At 69.6% G+C, this 19731-nt stretch carries 17 protein-coding genes, 1 tRNA gene and 1 pseudogene; 14 read left to right on the top strand and 5 right to left on the bottom strand.

The annotated features are described in order from the left end of the window. The first annotated feature begins 111 nt into the window (after positions 1-111). The 6 genes from tmk to ACN27C_RS06155 all read left to right on the top strand — a co-directional run bounded on the left by tmk (position 112) and on the right by ACN27C_RS06155 (position 6069). The gene (gene tmk, locus ACN27C_RS06180; RefSeq protein WP_358191792.1) at positions 112-2268 is read left to right on the top strand and encodes a dTMP kinase; all 2157 of its coding nucleotides are present in this window, start codon (positions 112-114) and stop codon (positions 2266-2268) included. Continuing rightward, positions 2265-3533, top strand: a complete 1269-nt coding sequence (locus ACN27C_RS06175) for a DNA polymerase III subunit delta' (protein ID WP_120572037.1) — start codon at positions 2265-2267, stop codon at positions 3531-3533. Before tmk ends, ACN27C_RS06175 begins: the two co-directional genes overlap by 4 nt. A 128-nt stretch (positions 3534-3661) precedes the next feature. Then, positions 3662-3991 (top strand): YbaB/EbfC family nucleoid-associated protein, encoded by a 330-nt coding sequence (locus ACN27C_RS06170; protein WP_013473591.1) that lies wholly within the window; start codon positions 3662-3664, stop codon positions 3989-3991. A gap of 1 nt (position 3992) precedes the next feature. Continuing rightward, positions 3993-4298, top strand: a complete 306-nt coding sequence (locus ACN27C_RS06165) for a hypothetical protein (RefSeq protein WP_120572036.1) — start codon at positions 3993-3995, stop codon at positions 4296-4298. Continuing rightward, positions 4298-4966 carry a hypothetical protein gene (locus ACN27C_RS06160; RefSeq protein ID WP_120572035.1) on the top strand — a complete coding sequence of 223 codons (669 nt, stop codon included), beginning with the start codon at positions 4298-4300 and terminating at the stop codon, positions 4964-4966. Before ACN27C_RS06165 ends, ACN27C_RS06160 begins: the two co-directional genes overlap by 1 nt. A 260-nt stretch (positions 4967-5226) precedes the next feature. Then, entirely contained in the window at positions 5227-6069 is an 843-nt protein-coding gene (locus ACN27C_RS06155) for a PSP1 domain-containing protein (RefSeq protein WP_151015791.1), read from the top strand. Between the two features lie 130 nt (positions 6070-6199). On the opposite strand, the gene ACN27C_RS06150 is transcribed toward ACN27C_RS06155, so the two are convergent. Further along, positions 6200-7930 carry a metallophosphoesterase family protein gene (locus ACN27C_RS06150; RefSeq protein WP_422750692.1) on the bottom strand — a complete coding sequence of 577 codons (1731 nt, stop codon included), beginning with the start codon at positions 7928-7930 and terminating at the stop codon, positions 6200-6202. 133 nt (positions 7931-8063) lie between these two features. Between ACN27C_RS06150 and ACN27C_RS06145 the strand changes: the two genes are divergently transcribed. Continuing rightward, positions 8064-8140 (top strand) — tRNA-Thr (locus ACN27C_RS06145). A gap of 716 nt (positions 8141-8856) precedes the next feature. Here ACN27C_RS06145 and ACN27C_RS06140 read toward each other — a convergent pair. Next, positions 8857-9072, bottom strand: coding sequence for a hypothetical protein (locus ACN27C_RS06140; protein WP_422750691.1), 216 nt, complete (start codon positions 9070-9072; stop codon positions 8857-8859). Positions 9073-9193: 121 nt separating this feature from the next. Between ACN27C_RS06140 and ACN27C_RS06135 the strand changes: the two genes are divergently transcribed. Next, positions 9194-12577: an FG-GAP repeat domain-containing protein gene (locus ACN27C_RS06135; RefSeq protein WP_422750690.1), complete on the top strand. Its 3384-nt coding sequence runs from the start codon at positions 9194-9196 to the stop codon at positions 12575-12577. A 470-nt stretch (positions 12578-13047) separates the two neighbouring features. After that, complete coding sequence (locus ACN27C_RS06130) at positions 13048-13182, top strand: SDR family NAD(P)-dependent oxidoreductase (RefSeq protein WP_422750689.1); 135 nt, start codon at positions 13048-13050, stop codon at positions 13180-13182. Here the strand turns inward: ACN27C_RS06130 and ACN27C_RS06125 are convergent. Next, positions 13177-13914 (bottom strand): annotated as a pseudogene (locus tag ACN27C_RS06125) (IS5 family transposase); the annotation flags it as partial. The gene ACN27C_RS06130 and the pseudogene ACN27C_RS06125 sit on opposite strands and share 6 nt — an antisense overlap. Here ACN27C_RS06125 and ACN27C_RS06120 point away from each other — a divergent pair. Then, positions 13897-14307, top strand: a complete 411-nt coding sequence (locus ACN27C_RS06120; protein WP_422750688.1) for an SDR family oxidoreductase — start codon at positions 13897-13899, stop codon at positions 14305-14307. The pseudogene ACN27C_RS06125 and the gene ACN27C_RS06120 overlap by 18 nt on opposite strands. 1 nt (position 14308) lies before the next feature. Beyond that, positions 14309-14731, top strand: coding sequence for an Atu4866 domain-containing protein (locus tag ACN27C_RS06115; RefSeq protein ID WP_422750687.1), 423 nt, complete (start codon positions 14309-14311; stop codon positions 14729-14731). Positions 14732-14766: 35 nt separating this feature from the next. Here ACN27C_RS06115 and ACN27C_RS06110 read toward each other — a convergent pair whose 3' ends face one another. Next, positions 14767-15594, bottom strand: a complete 828-nt coding sequence (locus ACN27C_RS06110; protein WP_422750686.1) for a TrmH family RNA methyltransferase — start codon at positions 15592-15594, stop codon at positions 14767-14769. A gap of 129 nt (positions 15595-15723) precedes the next feature. Between ACN27C_RS06110 and ACN27C_RS06105 the strand changes: the two genes are divergently transcribed. Continuing rightward, on the top strand, positions 15724-17898 hold the full coding sequence (locus ACN27C_RS06105) for an acyltransferase family protein (RefSeq protein WP_422750685.1): 2175 nt from the start codon (positions 15724-15726) through the stop codon (positions 17896-17898). Positions 17899-17903: 5 nt separating this feature from the next. On the opposite strand, the gene ACN27C_RS06100 is transcribed toward ACN27C_RS06105, so the two are convergent. Further along, a complete protein-coding gene (locus ACN27C_RS06100; protein ID WP_120572027.1) occupies positions 17904-18524 on the bottom strand; it encodes a pyridoxamine 5'-phosphate oxidase family protein in 621 nt (206 codons plus the stop codon). Positions 18525-18691: 167 nt separating this feature from the next. Here ACN27C_RS06100 and ACN27C_RS06095 point away from each other — a divergent pair, with 167 nt between their 5' ends. Both ACN27C_RS06095 and ACN27C_RS06090 read left to right on the top strand, forming a co-directional pair. Beyond that, positions 18692-19198: a DUF2231 domain-containing protein gene (locus tag ACN27C_RS06095; RefSeq protein ID WP_120574022.1), complete on the top strand. Its 507-nt coding sequence runs from the start codon at positions 18692-18694 to the stop codon at positions 19196-19198. After that, positions 19195-19731: an Hsp20/alpha crystallin family protein gene (locus ACN27C_RS06090; protein ID WP_120572026.1), complete on the top strand. Its 537-nt coding sequence runs from the start codon at positions 19195-19197 to the stop codon at positions 19729-19731. The genes ACN27C_RS06095 and ACN27C_RS06090 overlap by 4 nt, the downstream gene beginning before the upstream one ends.

Raw genomic sequence — 19731 nt, 5'->3', positions numbered from 1 at the left:
GGGGGACGACCCTTCCTGCGCGACTAGAGTGTTCCACCGGGGATGCCCAGACCTGGGCCGGCACGTGGAGGTACGGCCATCGAAAGCCAGAACAACGGCGAGTCGCCCGGCGTGTCGTCGCCCGGGACAGCCGCCGACCACTCCGGTGCCGCCGCCATCCGGTCGGTGCTGCGCATCCGGCCGTTCCGCCGGCTGTGGATCGTGCTCAGCGCCGCCTCCTTCGGCGACTGGCTCGGCCTGCTCGCCACCGCGCTGTTCGCCGCCTCCCAGGTCTCCGGCAGCACCGCCCAGGGCGCCGCGTTCGGCGGTGTGACGGCGATCCGGCTGCTCCCGGCGCTGGTGCTCGGCCCGGTGGCGGGCGTGTTCGCCGACCGGTTCGACCGCCGGTGGACGATGGTCATCTGCGACCTGCTGCGCTTCGTGCTGTTCGCCTCGATCCCGCTGTACGCGCTCACCGGCGCCGCGGGCGGGCTGGTGGTCGGCTGGGCGCTGATCGCCACGTTCCTGATCGAGTCGATCACCCTGCTGTGGATCCCGGCCAAGGAGGCGGCGGTCCCCAACCTCATCCCGCGTACCCGGCTGGAGGCGGCGAACCAGCTCACGCTGATCACCACGTACGGCCTGACGCCGGTCGCGGCGGCCGTCGCCCTGGCCGTGCTGACCCGCGGCCTGCCCGGCGCGTTCGGCGGCGACCTGCCGAACTGGGCCGAACCTGCCCAGCTGGCGCTCTGGTTCAACGCCTTCTCCCGGCTGGCCACCGCGCTCGTGGTGGCGTTCGGGATCAAGGAGATCAGCGAGGCCCAGCGCGGCGAGGCGGAGCGCACCGAGCAGAGCATGTTCCGGCAGTTCTCCGAGGGCTGGAAATACATCGGCCAGACCCCGCTCGTCCGCGGCCTGGTGCTGGGCATCTTCGGCGCGTTCGCCGGCGGCGGCATCGTGGTCGGCACGGGCAAGTTCTTCGCCAACTCGCTCGGCGCCGGTGACGCCGCGTTCTCGCTGCTCTTCGGCGCGATCTTCGTCGGCCTGGCGCTCGGCATCGGGCTCGGGCCGATGATCGTGCGGGACATGTCCCGCCGCCGCTGGTTCGGCATGAGCATCGTGCTCGCCAGCGCCTCGGTGCTGGTGCTCGCCTTCGCCATCCACCTGTCCATGGCCATCCTCGGCGCGATCCTGGTCGGCGCGGGCGCCGGCATGGCGTTCCTGGCCGGCACCACGCTGCTCGGCGGCGAGGTGGCCGACGAGGTGCGCGGCCGGGTCTTCGCGGTGGTGCAGATCGGCACCCGGCTGGTGCTGATCCTGGCCATCGCGCTCAGCAGCCTCCTGGTCGGCGTGGGCGGCTCCCGCCAGCTCACCATCGCCGACCTGGGCATCTCCATCTCCTCCACCCGGCTGCTGCTGCTCGCCGCCGGCGCGGCCGGCATCATCGCCGGAATCAGCGCGTTCGGCCAGATGGACGACAAGAAGGGCGTACCGGTCCTCGCGGACCTCTGGGGCTCGATCCGGGGCCGCCCGCTGATGCCGGCCGAGCCGTTCGTCTCCAGCGGCCTGTTCGTGGTCTTCGAGGGCGGCGAGGGCGCCGGCAAGTCCACCCAGCTCGCCGCGCTCGCCGAGCGGCTGCGCGCGCAGGGCCGCGACGTGGTGGTCACCCGCGAGCCGGGCGCCACGCCGGTCGGCGAGCGGATCCGATCCCTGGTGCTCGGCACCGCCCCCGACGAGGCGCCGTCGCCGCGCGCCGAGGCGCTGCTCTACGCCGCCGACCGGGCGCACCACGTGGCCACTGTCGTCCGCCCGGCGCTGGTGCGGGGCGCGGTGGTGATCAGCGACCGGTACGTCGACTCGTCGCTCGCCTACCAGGGCGCCGGCCGGACGCTCCCGGTGGACGAGGTCTCCTGGCTCTCGTCCTGGGCCACCGGCGGCCTCAAGCCCGACCTGGTGGTTCTGCTCGACGTCGAGCCGCGTACCGGCCTGAGCCGGGTCGAGGACCGCAACGAGGGCACCGACCGGCTGGAGGCCGAGTCGCTGACGTTCCACGAGCGGGTCCGGTACGCCTTCCTCGACCTCGCCGCCGGTGACCCGAAGCGATACCTGGTGCTCGACGCGTCCCGCCCGATCGCGGAGACCGCCGACGCGGTCGCCCGCCGGGTCGGCGAGCTGCTGGCCGACCCGGGCGGCATCGTGCACCCCCGTCCGGCGCAGGGCCCGGACACCTCGGTCCAGCCCGAGTTATCCGACGCGGAGCTGGTGACGATGGAGCAGCCCCGGCGATGACCGACGTCTTCGGCGATCTGGTCGGGCAGGACGAGGCGGTGGCCATGCTGCGGCGGGCCGCCGCCTCGGCCGCCGCCCTGCTGCGCGCGCCGGTGACGGCCCCCGCGGGCGGGCACGACGACCTCGACGCGCTCGCCGAGGAGTACGACGGCGACCCGGCTCCGGCACCGGCCGATCCGGGCGCCGGCATGACCCACGCCTGGATCTTCACCGGCCCGCCCGGATCGGGCCGCTCGGTGGCCGCCCGCGCGTTCGCCGCCGCCCTGGAGTGCGTGCACGGCACCGGGTGCGGCACCTGCCCCGGCTGCCACACCACGCTCACCGGCACTCACGCGGACGTACGCCTCGTGGTGCCCGAGGGCCTGTCCATCGGCGTCAACGAGATGCGCGCGCTGGTGCTGCGAGCGGCCAGCGCGCCCTCCGGCGGCCGGTGGCAGATCGTGATCATCGAGGACGCCGACCGGCTCACCGAGGCCGCCGGCAACGCACTGCTCAAGGCGATCGAGGAACCGCCGCCGCGTACCGTCTTCCTGCTCTGCGCCCCGTCCACCCACCCGGACGACATCTCCGTGACCATCCGGTCGCGCTGCCGGGTCGTACCGCTGCGGCAGCCGCCGCCGGCCGCGGTGGCCGAGGTGCTGGTCCGCCGCGACGGCATCGCGCCCGACGTGGCCGAGTGGGCCGCCGCGGCGGCGCAGGGGCACGTGGGCCGGGCCCGGCGGCTGGCCCGCGACCCGGAGGCCCGGCAGCGGCGCGACGCGGTGCTGGCCGTGCCGCGCCGGCTGACCGGCGTGGGCGCGGCGTTCGACGCGGCCTCGGCGCTGATCGAGGCCGCCGAGGCGGAGGCCGCCGCCTCCGTCGCGGAGATCGACGAGGCGGAGCGTACGGCGTTGCAGACGGCGCTCGGCGCGGGCGGCACCGGCCGGGGCGCGGCCGGTGCCATGCGCGGCGCGGCCGGTCAGCTCAAGGACCTGGAGAAGCGGCAGAAGTCGCGGGCCACCCGCGCCCAGCGGGACGCGCTGGACCGGGCGCTGGTCGACCTGGCCGGGTTCTACCGGGACGCGCTCATCATGGCGCTGCGGGCGCCTGTCGCCCCGGTGCACACCGACACCGCGTCGCTCGCCTCGGCGGGCGCGCAGAAGTGGGACGCCGAGGGCTCGCTGCGCCGCCTGGAGGCGGTGCTGGAGTGCCGCGCGGCGATCGAGGCGAACGTCAAGCCGCGGATCGCCGTGGAGGCGATGATGCTGGCCCTCTGGCGCGGCTGAACCGGGCCCTCCCGCACTGTCCACAGGGCATCGACACGCGCGATTGACGTGCGGTACGGTCCGGTGATGCCGCGGTGACCGAGGCGGCACGCTCAGTGAAGGCCGGACCGGCCGGGAGGAGTCCGCCGATGCCGCGGGGCGAGATCGACGAGGCCTGGATCGAGGAGGCGGTGCGGCGCTACCGCCGGATCGAGAACCTGCAGGCCGAGTTCGACCAGGCGGTCGCGACGGTCGAGGTCACCGTCCGCTCACCCGACGGGCTCGTCGAGGTGGTGGTGACCGCCGGCGGGCGGATCACCGACGTGCGCTTCCTCGGCCCGCTGCACCACCGCAGTCCGCGCGACGTGGCCGGCTCGGTGCAGGCCGCGGTCACCGCCGCCGCCGACGCGGCGCAGTGGGCGCGGGAGAAGCTGCACAACGAGACGTTCGCGGCCTACCGGCCGCTGGCGGGGGCCTGACATGGAGACACTTCGTGCCCTGGCCGCCCGTCTCGACGAGGCCGGCGCGACCCTCGCCACCCTGTCCCGCACGGTGACCGCCACCGACCCGCCGCATCCCGCGTTCGGCGCGCACGCCACCGGCCGCCCCGGCGAGGTGGGCCGCGCGCTGCACCGCCAGTGGACCCTCGCCACCGCCGACCGGGCACGCGAGGCGCAGGCCGCCGCCGTCCGGATGGCCGCCGCCGCAGCGGCGCTGCGCAGTGCCGCAGACCGCTACGCCGCCGCCGACGACGCGGTCGCCCGGCGGCTGGCCCGGGAGGCCTGATGGACGCGCTCGACCGCCTCGCCGAGCCGGGCCTCGACCTGCTCGCCCGCGTCGACACGCTGCTTGCCGCCGGCGCGCCCGAGGGCCACCGGCTCTGGCCGCTGCTGCGCCGCATGCAGGTGCTTCCCGGCGCGGCTGTGCGCGAGTTCCTCGACCTGCATCCCGCGCCGCTGACCGGCGCCGGCCACGCGGTGCGCCGGCTCGTCCGGGGGTACGACGACACCTGCGCCATGCTGGCCGACCAGGTCGCCTGGTCCGGCGCCGCCGCGTCGGCGTACGACGAGGCACGTGCCGCCCTGCTGCGGCACCTGGACGAAGGCCCGGAGAGCCTGGTCGGGCGGCTGGAGTCGACGGCGGGCTACGCCGACGCGCTGGCCGGCTGGGTGGAGGGCAGCCGGGCCGCGCTGGCCCGGGCGCTGGCCGAGGTGCTGGGCTCGGCCGAGGCGGTGGCGGTGCACGCGGCGACCCGGCCCGGCGCCGAGGCCGGACGGGCCGGGGCGGCGGCCGCGGCGGAGATCGCCACGAGGGTCCTGGGTGTGCTCGGGGTGGCCTACGACGGCGCCGAGACGCTGCTGCGCCAGTGGGGGCCGAGCCTGGCCGAGACACAGTGGCGGGATCGCGCCACCACCGCCCCGCGCTACGGCGGCACCACCCGGATCGGCTACTGACGGTCCACGGCGCCGCGCGCCGGTCCGGCCGTGGCCGGGTGACGGCGGCGGCGCCGTGGCCTTCCCCTGCACCCCCCGCAGGTATGCCTTCACTCAACGCGTCCGGGCGGTGTTTGTCAGGGGCCCGCCGGAGATTCAGCCGTCCGGGCGAGGCGATGGGGCCGGTTCGGCCGGGTCGTCGACGGTGATTGCTGCGGTGGGTGACCGGGCGGCGACAGGTGCGCCGTGCGGCGGGCGTCGATCCGCGTAGGGTGTGGCGTATGGGCATGCTCTGCGCGGTCAGCTTCAACCGGTACGGGCGCCTCTACTACCTCGACCCGGGCGAGTGGCGCCCGCAGGTGGGCGACCGGGTGCTGGTGCCCACCGACGAGGGGCCCGAGGTGGCCGAGTGCGTGTGGGCCGCGCAGTGGGTCAGTGAGGACACCGACAGCTTCCCGAAACTCGCCGGGATCGCCGGGGACGACGACCTGCGCCGCGACGAGATGCTGCGCCGGCGCAAGGCCGAGGCGAAGGTGGCCGCCAAGCGGCTGATCCGTGAACACGGCCTGCCGATGAAGGTGGTCGCCGTCGACCACGTCCTGGCCACGCCGGAGAACGGCAGCGACCGCACCACCATCTACTTCACCGCGCCGCACCGCGTCGACTTCCGCTCGCTGGTCCGCGACCTGGGCGCCACGCTGCACTGCCGGGTCGAGCTGCGGCAGCTGTCCGCCCGCGACTCCGCCCGCGTGCAGGGCGGCATCGGCTCCTGCGGGCGCGACCTGTGCTGCGCCACGTTCCTCACCGACTTCGAGCCGGTGACCATCCGGATGGCGAAGGATCAGGATCTGCCGCTCAACCCGCTGCGCATCTCGGGGGCGTGCGGGCGGCTGATGTGCTGCCTGAAGTACGAGCATCCGCTGTATCAGAAGTTCCAGGAGTCGGCCCCGGCGGTCGGCAGCCGGGTGTCCACGCCACAGGGTGAGGGCAAGGTGGTCGGCCACAGCGTCCCGCGCGACGCGGTCACGGTCCGGCTGGACGCCGACGGCTCCCGCTCGATGTGCTCCCGCGCGTCGGTCTGCGGCCCGAGGCAGGCCCACGACCAGCACTACCCCCAGCCCTAACCCCCACCCCACCCCCACCCGCCCCGCCCCTCTCCCGCCCCCTCTCCGTCGATCATGAAGTTGGCGGTCGAAATTGTGATCGACTTCGCCGCTAACTTCATGATCGACGGGGTGAGTCGGCCGGGCGGGGTCAGCGGATGACTATGGGGGGTTCGGCCAGGCGGGGGGTCAGGGGGGTCTTCGGGGTCAGCCAGGAGGCGGTGGGGGACTGGTCGGGGTTCAACTGCCAGTCGTGCGACACCCTGTCGACGGCGATCGGGTAGATCGTCAACGTGCCGTCCCTGTCGATCCGGAACCGCAGGAACGCCTTCGAGTCCTCGATGCCCTGCGCCGCGAACAACTCGTTCAGATTCACCCCGAACGCGCCCGCCACCAGCAGGTAGAGCGCCACGAGCTGGCTGGCCACCAGCCCGCTCACCGGCCCGTAGAGCACCACCGCGGCGACCGCCGGCAGCGGCCACGGCCAGTCGTAGAACGGCAGCTGCAACCAGACCCACGTGCCCCCGGCGGCGAGGGCGATCTGGGCCAACCCGTGCGCCACCCCGAGGATCCAGTGCCGGGCGTGCCGTTTCCCGCCCGCCGTCGGTGGCTTGGCGAAGAACACCGCGCCCATCATCGCCACCACCAGCATGATCGCCAGCGGCACGCTGAACAGGCGCTGCTCGGTGGTGCCCACCCGCTGCACCGCCACCCCGGCCATCGCCAGCATCAGCAGCGTGTGCAGGGTGCCGAGCAACGTGGTGAAACCCGGGTTGCGGAACGGCAGCCGGGCGAAGATCCCCCAGCCGTACCGGCGGGAGCGCGCCTTGTCCGGGTAGCGCGCGGCCAGGTCGTACTCCTGGGTGTTGCTGGCCCGGCGGGTCAGCGTGTCACGCGGCGGCACCTCCAGCTTCTCCGGCAGCCGGTGCGTGGGGTAGAGGTAGGCGCCGCCACCGCCGCACGTGATGAGCTGCCGGTCCGTGCCGGCATAGCGGGCGTAGTGGTGCAGGTCGCCGGAGACCAGCACCCGCACCTGCGCCCCGGTCGGTGCGACGAGGGTACGGATGAAGTAGTCGATCGAGTCGTACGCGTTGGGGTGGTCGACGGCCTTGACCCACGTCGGCGCCGGCACCGCCAGGATCACCTTGGACTCCGGGGTGAGCTTGCGGGCCACCTCGTCGAAGTAGGTGAGCTGCGGGTCGTCCAGGTACGAGCCGGACTGGTCGTCGAGGCCGAGCAGCCACCAGCCGGCCGGCAGCTCGACAGCGAAGTACGAGCGCGACTGGCCGGTGCCCCAGCCGCCGAAGTGCCGGTCCCGGGTGCGCACGAACAGGCGCAGGAACGCGGTCAGCCCGTCGTACCAGTCGTGGTTGCCGGGCACCGCGAACAGCGTCGGCTGCTCCGGCGGGGCGACAGGCAGCGCCGACTGGTACGGGCCCTTGCAGCGGTCCTCGTACGCCTCGTAGCCCGCCGCCGGGTAGACCTGGTCGCCGCCCATCACCAGCGTCTGCGCGCGGGGAAGGCGATGCCCGTCCACTGTCAACTCCGGCTGGGCGAGCAGGTACGCCACCGAGTACGTGGCGTCGAAGCCGTCACCCAGGTCGGCCACGTAGTCGAGCCAGAGCCCGCCGTCCGGCCCGACCTGCCGGAACGTGCCGTCGCCGAACGCGTTCTGCAACTCGCGCTTGTCCAGGTACGCCCCGAACAGCATGGCCAGCAACGTCCGCAGGCCGGTGCTGATCAGCAGCAGCGGCGCGAGCCAGGGCACCGGCCGGCGCGGGGTGAAACCCAGCTCCCGGGGGTCGATGCCGCGGGGGCGGCGGGTGGCCCGCTCGCCGGGATGCGCCTCGGGAGCCGGTGGTCGCGGCGGTTCGTCGGTCACCCGCCGCAGGGTAGTCCGGACCGGGCGCGAAGTCTCTCCCGTGGCGGGGCGGATGTGGTCCGGTATCCGGGTTCGGGGGCGGGGGGATCCGGTTCGGCTTCCGGCGGGGCGTGCCGTACACTTGACGATCGTTGCCGCCTTAGCTCAGTCGGCTAGAGCGACGCACTCGTAATGCGTAGGTCGACGGTTCGATTCCGTCAGGCGGCTCCAGGGGAGGCCCTGACCAGCATCAGCGCTGGTCAGGGCCTTTCAGGTTCGACTGCCCGACGCGGTTAATTTTCGCGTCCTTTGGGTCAGGTTGTTGTCGTCTGACCAGCGACAAGCTTTAGGCAGGTCGGTGCCTTCGTTCGGCCTGAGGGCTGTATGGCAAGAGAGCCACGCCGCCCGGCGGCTCTGAAGAGAGCGTCCGTGGTTGCGATGATCGGTTCCGCCCTGAGCGGCCCATAGCGGGCCGATGGTTCGCCGAGCCCGTGGCACGGGAGGCCTCCGGGGCGGACACGGTGCGACTGGCCCTGTCCCCAAGCCAGTCGCCTATGGGGTCGGGTCGATGACTGGGCAGGCTGCGTGATCACTACGGGAGCAGTGCCAGCCAGACTAGGCGTTCTTGGCAGCCTACTGCTGCACGACAGCAGAAAGGCCACCTCCCGTTTCCGGGAAGTGGCCTTTGACCGGCGTGGACAAACTGGGATCGGACCAGTGACCTCCTCGGTGTGAAGCAAAACGCCGCACCTGCTTCGACGAGGAAACTCGAATCTGCAGAGTTTTGGTCATCGACACTTACTTCCCCGGTGGAATAAACGACCGGGGGTCGTCGTAATCACTGTAGGAAATGCAAGGGCGCAGGAATCGCTGCGCCCCGCCTAATACACGAGCCCTTGCTGCCCGGCTAGAGGACTGATGCTTCTGAGTAAATAAGTAGAATCATTTTACTTCTCCCGCAGGATGGAAGCCAGGGCATGGAGAGCCCAGAAAAGAACCGCGCCAGAAATGAGAACGATGGCGGTTGCATGCATCGGGAACCTCAAACCTAAAAGCCCGTAGTCCAAGTTGCCCGCACAAACAAATAGAATTACGCCGAGCAGTGCCATGCCGATCGCTATCCCGCGTAACGGATAGCTCAGATTACGTTCTTCGTCTTGCATGCAAGCCTACCTTCCTCGTGCGTGTCCCATTTTCTACTTATAAATCCTGCCATGCTCCGCCGCACCCCACCAAGCGTCGCCCTCTGCTACTGTCTTGGCATCTATTCGAGGAAGGAAATACGTGCGTCGCACAACATTAAGCATTATCGCAGGTGCACTCTTCCTATGGGGGGCCGGGGCAGCAATCGATGCCTCACCAGCGGTGGCGGGGCCAACAAAATGTATCCGTACGGGAGCCAATGCCAACAAACCCATTAATGAGAAGTCGCTCGGGAACGCCTCGTCGTTGCTCCTCGCCCGCGGCGAAGGCGAAGCGGCAGCAGATAAGGTTTTCCTCGAGGAATTCTGCTTGGTCCCGCTTGCCAGAAGTGTGAGCAAGCCCACGGCTTCATCCAAAGGATCTGCCGCAGCTCTTGATGATCAGGGCGGAGTGGGCGCGACGGATGTTAGCTGGTCTACAAGTTTATGGTATGAGCCGACGACCAGCCGTTACTACGCCAGAGGTGAATGGTCCTGGCTGAACCACGATTACGCCGCAGATGCTTGGAGGGGATGCATCAACAGGAGCCTTGGCGGACCGGACGCAATTGGGTTGGCGCTGAGCGGTGGCGAATATAATATCAACTCAGGATCGTCACAGCTTTGGTATTGGGGCGATCCAGGCCTCAATGGAATGCGGGACAATTACGGCATCGGCTCTATCACCAGCCCATCCGGGACCACCATCGCCAATCAGTATGGCATCGCGTACCAAAGGCAAGATCATACTCGGGCTCTAAGTGCTAGCTGCGATTTCGACGTTGACTTCGATATGTATGGCGGCATGATTTTAATGTCGTTCACGAGACTTGCCGATTCCTGTTCAAAAACCCAGGTATTTGTCAAGAACGGTCACAGTTGGTCCTCGACTGGAATTAATAGCCTGAGTGTCGGTCCCTTTAGTGTTGGAATCGGTTGGACTAGTTCGGACAGCCGCCATGAGTGGGAACACGCGGGCGCAACCGGGACTGTTTGCGGATCCGGGTCGAGTGGAGGTGGCGGGGGCGACGGCGGGGGCGACGGCGGCGGCGACGGCGGGGGCGACGGAACGCCTCCACCTGTTCCTAATGACTTTGACGGTGACAGGAACGTTGACATAGTTGCCCGCAACACCCAGACGAAAGACCTTCACCTGTTTCAGGGGAACGGCAGCGGCGGTTTTAAACCCGGCACCGGCACCGCGTTCAGCAACGACTGGAGCCGCTACGACACCATCGTCTCTCCAGGTGATTTCGACGGCGACGGGAAATCCGACATTATCGCTCGCCATGCCGTGAGCAAAGATCTTTATCTTTTCTCCGGCCTCGGCAGCGGGGGTTTCAAGCCTGGTACTGGCACTGCGTTCAGTAACGACTGGAGCCGCTACGACACGGTCGTCTCTCCAGGTGATTTCGACGGCGACGGGAAATCCGACATTATCGCTCGCCATGCCGTGAGCAAAGATCTTTATCTTTTCTCTGGCAGCGGCAGCGGGGGTTTCAAGCCTGGTACTGGCACTGCGTTCAGTAACGACTGGAGCCGCTACGATACGGTCGTCTCTCCAGGTGATTTCGACGGCGACGGGAAATCCGACATTATCGCTCGCCATGCCGTGAGCAAAGATCTTTATCTTTTCTCTGGCAGCGGCAGCGGGGGTTTCAAGCCTGGTACTGGCACTGCGTTCAGTAACGACTGGAGCCGCTACGATACGGTCGTCTCTCCAGGTGATTTCGACGGCGACGGGAAATCCGACATTATCGCTCGCCATGCCGTGAGCAAAGATCTTTATCTTTTCTCTGGCAGCGGCAGCGGGGGTTTCAAGCCTGGTACTGGCACTGCGTTCAGTAACGACTGGAGCCGCTACGACACCATTGGTAGTGGGCATACTTCGGTATACGCTGACTGGGACGGTGACACTAAGCCAGACATCATCGCTCGCCACGCTGCCAGCAAGGACCTCTACCTCTTCCCCGGCAACGGCAGTGGCGGATTCAAGTCCGCGGGCACGGTCATCACGCCAAACTGGTTCGGGTATGACACCATCCTCTCTCCCGGCGACTGGGACGGTGACACTAAGCCAGACATCATTGCTCGCCACGCTGCTAGCAAGGACCTCTACCTCTTCCCCGGCAACGGCAGTGGCGGATTCAAGTCCGCGGGCACGGTCATCACGCCAAACTGGTTCGGGTATGACACCATCCTCTCTCCCGGCGACTGGGACGGTGACACTAAGCCAGACATCATTGCTCGCCACGCTGCTAGCAAGGACCTCTACCTCTTCCCCGGCAACGGCAGTGGCGGATTCAAGTCCGCGGGCACGGTCATCACGCCAAACTGGTTCGGGTATGACACCATCCTCTCTCCCGGCGACTGGGACGGTGACACTAAGCCAGACATCATTGCTCGCCACGCTGCTAGCAAGGACCTCTACCTCTTCCCCGGCAACGGCAGTGGCGGATTCAAGTCCGCGGGCACGGTCATCACGCCAAACTGGTTCGGGTATGACACCATCCTCTCTCCCGGCGACTGGGACGGTGACACTAAGCCAGACATCATTGCTCGCCACGCTGCTAGCAAGGACCTCTACCTCTTCCCCGGCAACGGCAGTGGCGGATTCAAGTCCGCGGGCACGGTCATCACGCCAAACTGGTTCGGATACGACATCATCGTTGGACGGGGGGGATCTGTGCGTAGTGATTGGAACGGCGATACCAAGCCCGACCTCATCGCTCGCAATGCCACCACCAAAAACCTCCACCTGTTCGCCGGCAACGGCAGCGGAGGCTTCCTGCCCGGCGCTGGTGCTGAATTCGGCTACAGTTGGGGCGCCTACGACACCATCGTCGCCGTAGTCGATTGGAACGGCGATACCAAGCCCGACCTCATCGCTCGCAATGCCACCACCAAAAACCTCCACCTGTTCGCCGGCAACGGCAGCGGAGGCTTCCTGCCCGGCGCTGGTGCTGAATTCGGCTACAGTTGGGGCGCCTACGACACCATCGTCGCCGTAGTCGATTGGAACGGCGATACCAAGCCCGACCTCATCGCTCGCAATGCCACCACCAAAAACCTCCACCTGTTCGCCGGCAACGGCAGCGGAGGCTTCCTGCCCGGCGCTGGTGCTGAATTCGGCTACAGTTGGGGCGCCTACGACACCATCGTCGCCGTAGTCGATTGGAACGGCGATACCAAGCCCGACCTCATCGCTCGCAATGCCACCACCAAAAACCTCCACCTGTTCGCCGGCAACGGCAGCGGAGGCTTCCTGCCCGGCGCTGGTGCTGAATTCGGCTACAGTTGGGGCGCCTACGACACCATCGTCGCCGTAGTCGATTGGAACGGCGATACCAAGCCCGACCTCATCGCTCGCAATGCCACCACCAAAAACCTCCACCTGTTCGCCGGCAACGGCAGCGGAGGCTTCCTGCCCGGCGCCGGTGCCGAATTCGGCTACAGTTGGGGCGCCTACGAAAGGATCGTTAGCTAGCTGAGAAAGCGGAATAGGTACGCTCAAAAGAGCCGCGTTCTGCTAGAGATTTTTCGTACGAAACCTCATCGGAAGAAGGTCGCTGCTCGTCCGGAGCGACTACCGGATAGCCAAAGTGCGGGGAGTGGCCATCCCTGATGCTCTGAGGTGATCTGCAATCGATACGTGTACCGGCGGTAGGCGAACCAACTGGTTTCGCCTACCGCCGGTGCAGGCATAGGAACGTCTCGTCAACGTGAGGTGGCTGGTGATTCCGGAGGCGACATCGCTCCATTTGAGAGCTTTCGACGGGTCCGGTTGGCCGGGCTGTGACGGCGGGTTCACTATCGATGGCGGAAGGTTGATGGGCTGAGTGTGAGTTCTGCCGTGACCTCAAGGCGGATGGGCGTTAGCCCGGTCATGGGTGATCGAAAGCCGCACCCCAGCGGCGCTCGCCGAAGGCACGACAACATGACGTACGGCGGCTCGACGTGACGGACCGTGACGACGTCGCGGCGTTAGTCGACAGTGCGGTGGTCGAGTTCGGACGGGTCGACGTGCTCGTCAACAACACGGGCCTGATGCCGTTGTCCCGGCTCGACGCCCTCCTAGGCCGTGTTTCATAGCTCGGGGCAGAGCCGTTCGTTGATCGCGGCGACGTGAAGTGTGGCCTGGTAGCGGACGGCGAGTTTGTCGAACCTGGTGGCCACGGCTCGATCGCGTCTGAGCTGGTTGATGCCGCACTCGACGGCGTGACGCTGCCTTTAGATCACGGCGTCGAAGGTCGGCGGTCGGCCGCCCTTGGATCCCCTCTTGCGTCCGCTCGCGGCCTGATCGATCTTGATCGGGATCGTGGCCGAGATACCGCGTCGGCGTAGGTACTCACGGTTGGACTGGGAGCTGTAGGCCTTGTCCGCGAGGACCCGGTCGGGTCGAGTGCGAGGTCGGCCGCCGTCCTGCCTGGGGACCCGGATGCGGGCCAGGACCTGGGTGAACTGCGGGCTGTCACCGCGCTGCCCGGCGGTCAGCAGCATCGACAGCGGCTTTCGGCCCTGCTCGCAGGCCAGGTGCAGCTTAGTCGTCCAGCCGCCTCGCGACCGGCCCAGGGCGTGATCAGCGGGCTCGTTCTCGACCCCCGCCGGGTGATTCCTTCTGCAGCTCGGGATGGGTGCGGGCACCGGCAGCGTGCTGATGCGCCCGAGCGATGGTCGAGTCGACGCTGACGTCCCAGGTGATCAGACCAGCGGAGTCGGCGCGGGTCCGCAGCCCGGTGACGATCCGCTGCCACCTTCCGCACGCTGCCAACGGCGAAACAGCCCGTAGCAGACGAGTGGGATCGGATGATCGACGTCAACGTCCGGGGTCTGCTGCACGGCATCGCGGCCGTCCTGCCGGTCTTCCAGCGGCAGGGCGGCGGCCACCTGATCACCGTCGCGTCCGTCGGCGCGCACGAGGTGGTGCCGACCTCAGCGGTGTACTCGGCGACGAAGTTCGCCGCGTGGGCGATCACCGAGGGTCTGCGTCTGGAGTCCGACCCGAGCCTGCGGGTCACCACGATCACGCCCGGTGTCGTCGAGTCCGAGCTGGCCGAGTCGATCACCGACCCGGTGGCCCGGGAGGCGATGCGGGAGTACCGCCGGAATGCGATCTCGCCGGACGCGATCGCGCGAGCCATCTCGTACGCCGTCGACCAGCCGGCGGACGTGGACGTCAACGAGATCATCATCCGTCCGACCCGGCAGCGAGGCTGACATGTCAGGTACCCATCACCGCAAAGCCGCCACCGTCTTCCTGGCGGCGGCGCTCACCGCCTGCGGCACGGAGACACCGCCCGCGCCGCGCTCCGCGCCGTCCGCGACGCAGGCGCGGCCCCCGGCCTCCGGAACCGTCCATGCGTACGTCGGCATGTGGGTCACCGCCGACGGCTACATCCGGCAGGAGCTGCTGCCCGACGGCCGGTACGACGAGGCGCGTGGCGACCGGGCGAGCGCCTACACCGGCCGGTACGAGGTGACCGGCGAGCACATCGACTACTGGGACGACAGCGGGTTCACCGCCGATGGCCGCTTCGACGGCGACGTCCTGCACCACGGCGGCTACCTGTTCTACCGAGAGGGCAGCGCGGCCCACCGGCAGGCGGTCGCGGAGCGGGCATCCACGCGCCCGTCCGGATAGCGGAGCGCGCCGGGCGCCCGGTGGCGGCCTGCCCGCTACCGGCGCCCGGCCCGCTGCCGGGCGGCCTCGTACAGCGCCACCGTCCCGGCTGCCGCCGCGTTCAGCGAACTCGCCGCCCCCACGATCGGGATGCGCACCATCCGGTCGCTCGCCTCCTGCCAGCCCTTGCTGAGTCCGTGCGTCTCGTTGCCGATGAGCAGGAGAGTGGGGCCGGTCAGGTCGTGCTCGGCGACGTCGACGTCCCCGTGTTCGTCCGTACCGATGATCTGGACCTGCGGAAGTTCGTCCGCGCGCACGGCGGCGACCCAGTCCAGGACTTCGCGGTGACTGGCGACGCGCACCACCGGTACGGCGAACAGCGAGCCGGTGCTGGCCCGGACCGCCTTGGGGTCGTACGGGTCGGCGGCGTGGCCCGTGATGATCACGCCGGACGCGCCGAAGGCGTCGGCGGAGCGGACCAGCGTGCCGATGTTGCCAGGGGTCTTGGGGCGGTCGAAGACCACCACGAGCATCGCCGCCCCGACCGGGATGCGGACGAGGTCGTCGGTGGGCTGCGCCACCACGGCGAGCAACTCGGGGGACTCCTCGTCCTTGCCGCTCAGTTCCCGCATCAGCCCCGGCGCGAGCGCGACCCGCCGGGCGTCGGCGCGGTCGAGCAGGTCACGGCACCAGCGGGACAGCGGCTGCCGGTCCGGGTACAGGAGCGCGCGGATCTCCCAGCCCTGCTCCAGGGCCACGGTGATCGGGCGTACCCCCTGGACCAGGAACTCCCCGGACCGCTGCCGCTTGGTGCGGTTGGTCAGCAGCGCCTGCCACTGCTGGAAGCTCGCGTTGCGGGTGGTGATCGTCAGGGTCTTCGCCACGCAGCCGATTCAACCGCATCGGGGTCGGCGGCCACGCGGCGGTGAGGCGTACGACGCGGCGCGATTGTCCCGCCGAGTGACCAGCCGCTATCGTTCCCTCGCCCCCAGCCGCAGAGTTTGAGGATCGCGATGACTTCCCCGCCGTTGACGAAGGTTGCCGATCGGGAAGGCTCACCCTCCGAGGAGCCGGGCGGTACGGCGACCACGCGCGAGCCGGGCAAGGAGGCGACGCCGAGCCGGTTCCGGGCCGACGTCGCCGGGCTCCGGGCCGTCGCCGTGGGGCTGGTGCTGCTCTACCACGCCGGGCTGCCGTTCATCCCCGGTGGTTTCGTCGGCGTCGACGTCTTCTTCGTGATCTCCGGTTTCCTCATCACCGGGCAGCTCATCTCGGAGATCGAGCGCAGCGGCCGGGTCTCGCTCGTCGGCTTCTACGCGCGCCGGGCCAAGCGCATCCTGCCCGCCGCCACCGTGGTGCTGGCGGCCACCGCCGTCGCGGTCCGGCTGTTCGTACCCCGGGGTGAGTGGCAGGTCGTCGGCGGTGACATCGCCGCCGCGGCGACGTACATCGTGAACTGGCGCTTCGCCGACCGCGCGGTCGACTACCTGGCCGAGGACGTCGCGCCGTCGCCGGTCCAGCACTTCTGGTCGCTCGCCGTGGAGGAGCAGTTCTACCTGCTCTGGCCGCTGTTGATCGTGCTGGCCATCCTCGCCGCGCGCAAGCTCCGGCGGGCGAACGTACGGCCGGTCCTGTGGGTCGGTCTCGCGGTGCTGGCGGTGCCGTCGTTCGTCTGGTCGATCGTCGAGACGGCGAACTCGCCGCAGCGGGCGTTCTTCGTCTCCACCACGCGGTTGTGGGAGCTGGCGGTCGGCGCGGCGGTCGCGCTGCTGGCGGTCCGCGCCGCGCGGATGCCCCGGTCGGTGGCGGTCGTCCTCGGGTGGCTCGGTCTCGCCGCGATCGTGGCGGCGGCGCTGCTGGTCAGCGGGAAGACCGCATGGCCGGGGTACGCGGCGGCGCTGCCCACGCTCGGCGCGGCGGCGGTGATCGCAGCCGGCGGCGCGGCCGGATCCCGGGGGCCGGTGATGGTGCTCGGCCTGCGTCCGTTCCAGTGGATCGGTGACCTGTCGTACTCGCTGTACCTGTGGCACTGGCCGATGCTCGTGGTGGCCGCCGCGCACTTCGGTGACCTGTCGGTGACCGAGGGTCTGGTCGTGGCGCTCGCCTCGGTGATCCCGGCCTGGCTCACGTTCCGGCTGGTGGAGAACCCGCTGCGCTACTCGCGGAAGATCTCCACGTCGCCGCGTCTGGCGTTGAGCCTGGGTGGCAACTTCACGCTCGCCGGCATCTGCGCCGGCCTGGTCCTGGTGCTGATGGGCGCGTGGGCCGCCGCCGCGACCACGACCAAGAGCCGTTACGCCCCGGGCGCCGCGCTGCTGTCCACAGCGCCCGGCACGGCGCCGATCGGTCCGGTGCCGGAGCGGTTCGACGCGATCACGCCGGACCCGCTGCAGATCCGGCAGGGCTTCATGGACGTGCCCGACACCAACCGGGACAAGTGCTTCCAGCAGGTCGAGGGCGCCGAGGTGCTGTCCTGCACGTACGGCGTGCCGAACGGGTCCACCACCGTCGCGCTCGTCGGCGACTCGAAGATGGACCAGTGGCTACCCGCGTTCCAGGTGCTCGCCACGCAGAACGACTGGAAGCTGCTGATCATGGCGAAGGCGGGATGCGCCTTCACCAGCGCCCAGGTGCTCAAGGGTGACGGGTCCGGCAAGCCGTACACCGACTGCATCGAATGGAACCGCGCGCTGCTGGACCGACTGATGCGGGAGCGCCCCGACTACGTGGTCACCTCGCAGTCGGCGTCGACGGCTCTGGACGGCGGGGGCAAGCGCGCCACTGTCGCAGCGATGGTGTCCGGCGTTCGGGCCTCGTGGAAGAAGCTCGACTCGGTGGGGACCAAGGTCGTCGTGCTCGCCAACAACCCGCATCCGGGCGCGGCGGTGGCCTGTGCCGACAAGAACCGCAAGCGCCTGTCGGCCTGCGCGTTCGACCGGGAGCGGCACGACCAGGACCCGGGGTACCGGATGCAGCGGCAGGCGGTCGCGGGCGCGCCGAAGGTCAAGATGATCGACCTGTTCGACGCCGTCTGCCCGACCGACAGGTGCCCGGTGGTGTTCGGCAACGTGCTCATCTACCGGGGTGGCTCGCACATCGGTGCGGCGTACGTGAAGACCACTGCGCCGCACCTCGCCCGCGCCCTGTCCGACGTGGGCGTGCCGACGCGCTTCACCCCGGCGGGGTAGCGAGGTCAGCGGTAGAGCGTCTCCAGGTACGCCGGGCCGTAGTGGCGTTCCAGGTCGGCCAGGCTCTCCGCCGGGGCCTCCACCTCCTTGATCAGCCGGGCCCGCGTCGGCAGCGCGTCCGGCTGCCAGGTCTCCGGCTGCCACAGCTCGGAGCGCAGGAACGCCTTCGCGCAGTGGTAGAAGATCTCCTCGATCGCGACCTCGACGGCCAGCAGCGGCCGGTGGCCCTTGACCTCCATGTCGGCGAACCACGGCGCGTCGGCGATCAGCCGGGCCCGGCCGTTGATCCGCAGCGTGTCGGTGCGGCCCGGGATCAGGAAGATCAACCCGACGTGCGGGTTGGTCAGGATGTTGCGGTAGCCGTCGGCCCGCCGGTTGCCGGGCCGCTCCGGGATCGCGATCGTGGTGTCGTCGAGCACCAGCGCGAAACCGCGCGGGTCGCCCTTGGGGGAGACGTCGCAGGTGCCGTCCGCGCCGGCGGTGGCGATCAGGCAGAACGGCGAGGCGGCGAGCCACTCCCGGTCGCGTTCGTGCAGCTTGCGGCGCTCCTTGGTGGCCGCCCGCGCCATCGGTGTGCCGATCAGCTCGCGTAGTTCGGCCTCGCTGGTGATCTCCCGGGTCGTCACGTCTTCCTCCCCCGTCCGTTGACCTTGACGGCGGTTCCGCCCCGCGACGGGCCGTGATCCGCCACTGTCAGCCTAGGAGAGCGCGTCGAGCGCCGGGTTTGCCCCCGGGGCCGGCGGGTAGGGACCGGATAGCAGCGTGCGTCCGGACGCGACGGATGGAGGCCGAGATGGAGAGCCGACTGAAGGTGCTCGGCCATCCCGTGCATCCGATGCTCGTGATGTTCCCGGTGGCGCTCCTCGTGACCGCGGTGATCTTCGACGTGGTGGACACCGTGGGCGGGCCGGACTTCCTCGGCGAGGTCGCGTACTGGAACATCACAGTCGGTCTGATCGGTGGCCTGCTGGCCGCGGCGGCCGGGGCGTTCGACCTGCTCGCCCTGCCGGCCGGCACCCGCGCCAAGCGGGTCGGGCTCACCCACGCCGCCGCCAACGTCGCGGTGATCCTGCTGTTCGCCGCCGTCTGGGTGGTCCGGCTCAACGCCGACTCCCGCGCGGCGGGCGGCGCGCTGATCGCCATCGAGGTGGTCGCCGTGGCGATCCTCGGCGTCAGCGCCTGGCTCGGCGGCGAACTGGTGGACCGGCTCGGTGTCGGCGTCGACCCGGAGCACGACCTGAACGCGCCCAGCTCGCTGCGACCCCCCTCGGCGACCCAGCGGATCGGAGACGTGCGATGACCGAACAGAGCGGCGGACGAGGCTGGCGTGGCCGCCAGCAGGGCTGGGATCCGATGGGCGAGCTGCAGTCGCTGCGCTCCGAGCTGAGCCGGCTGGTCGGCGGACGCTCCGGCAACCAGGACGTGGATCTGGCCGAGACGGCCGACGGCTGGGAGGTGGTCGTCCGGCTTCCGGGCGTCGCGCCGGAGGAGGTCGCCGTCGAGCTGGACGACCGGGAGCTGTGCGTACGCGCCCGGTCGGAGGCCGAGGTGAACGCCGACCACGGCATCCCGGGCGGGTTCACCACCCGGGGCTTCGAGTACCGCGTGGACCTGCCGTCCCGCGTGGACCCGGACCGGATCGACGCGGTGATGGACCACGGCCTGCTCCGGGTGCGCCTGCCCCGGGCGTCCCGGTCCGCGCCGCGCACCATCACCGTCGGCCGCACCGGCCCGCGACCGGGCGCCGACCGTACGCCGATGCCCGCCGACCCGGCCGCGGACCGGGAGCTGCACCACCCGGACACCGCGCTCGACGAGATCGACAGGCCGTAG

The organism is Micromonospora sp. WMMD1219 (assembly GCF_049315215.1).
Taxonomy (GTDB): Bacteria; Actinomycetota; Actinomycetes; order Mycobacteriales; family Micromonosporaceae; genus Micromonospora; species Micromonospora tulbaghiae.
The sequence above is the reverse complement of the archived record's forward strand: the minus strand, read 5'-3'. Positions and strand labels throughout refer to the sequence as shown.

Bases quoted from the DNA above. Each gene is read 5' to 3' on its own strand.
- ACN27C_RS06175 (WP_120572037.1), top strand. From the start codon at position 2,265: ATGACCGACGTCTTCGGCGATCTGGTCGGGCAGGACGAGGCGGTGGCC.
- ACN27C_RS06170 (WP_013473591.1), top strand. From the start codon at position 3,662: ATGCCGCGGGGCGAGATCGACGAGGCCTGGATCGAGGAGGCGGTGCGG.
- ACN27C_RS06165 (WP_120572036.1), top strand. From the start codon at position 3,993: ATGGAGACACTTCGTGCCCTGGCCGCCCGTCTCGACGAGGCCGGCGCG.
- ACN27C_RS06160 (WP_120572035.1), top strand. From the start codon at position 4,298: ATGGACGCGCTCGACCGCCTCGCCGAGCCGGGCCTCGACCTGCTCGCC.
- ACN27C_RS06155 (WP_151015791.1), top strand. From the start codon at position 5,227: ATGGGCATGCTCTGCGCGGTCAGCTTCAACCGGTACGGGCGCCTCTAC.
- ACN27C_RS06140 (WP_422750691.1), bottom strand. From the start codon at position 9,072: ATGCAAGACGAAGAACGTAATCTGAGCTATCCGTTACGCGGGATAGCG.
- ACN27C_RS06120 (WP_422750688.1), top strand. From the start codon at position 13,897: ATGATCGACGTCAACGTCCGGGGTCTGCTGCACGGCATCGCGGCCGTC.
- ACN27C_RS06115 (WP_422750687.1), top strand. From the start codon at position 14,309: ATGTCAGGTACCCATCACCGCAAAGCCGCCACCGTCTTCCTGGCGGCG.
- ACN27C_RS06105 (WP_422750685.1), top strand. From the start codon at position 15,724: ATGACTTCCCCGCCGTTGACGAAGGTTGCCGATCGGGAAGGCTCACCC.
- ACN27C_RS06095 (WP_120574022.1), top strand. From the start codon at position 18,692: ATGGAGAGCCGACTGAAGGTGCTCGGCCATCCCGTGCATCCGATGCTC.
- ACN27C_RS06090 (WP_120572026.1), top strand. From the start codon at position 19,195: ATGACCGAACAGAGCGGCGGACGAGGCTGGCGTGGCCGCCAGCAGGGC.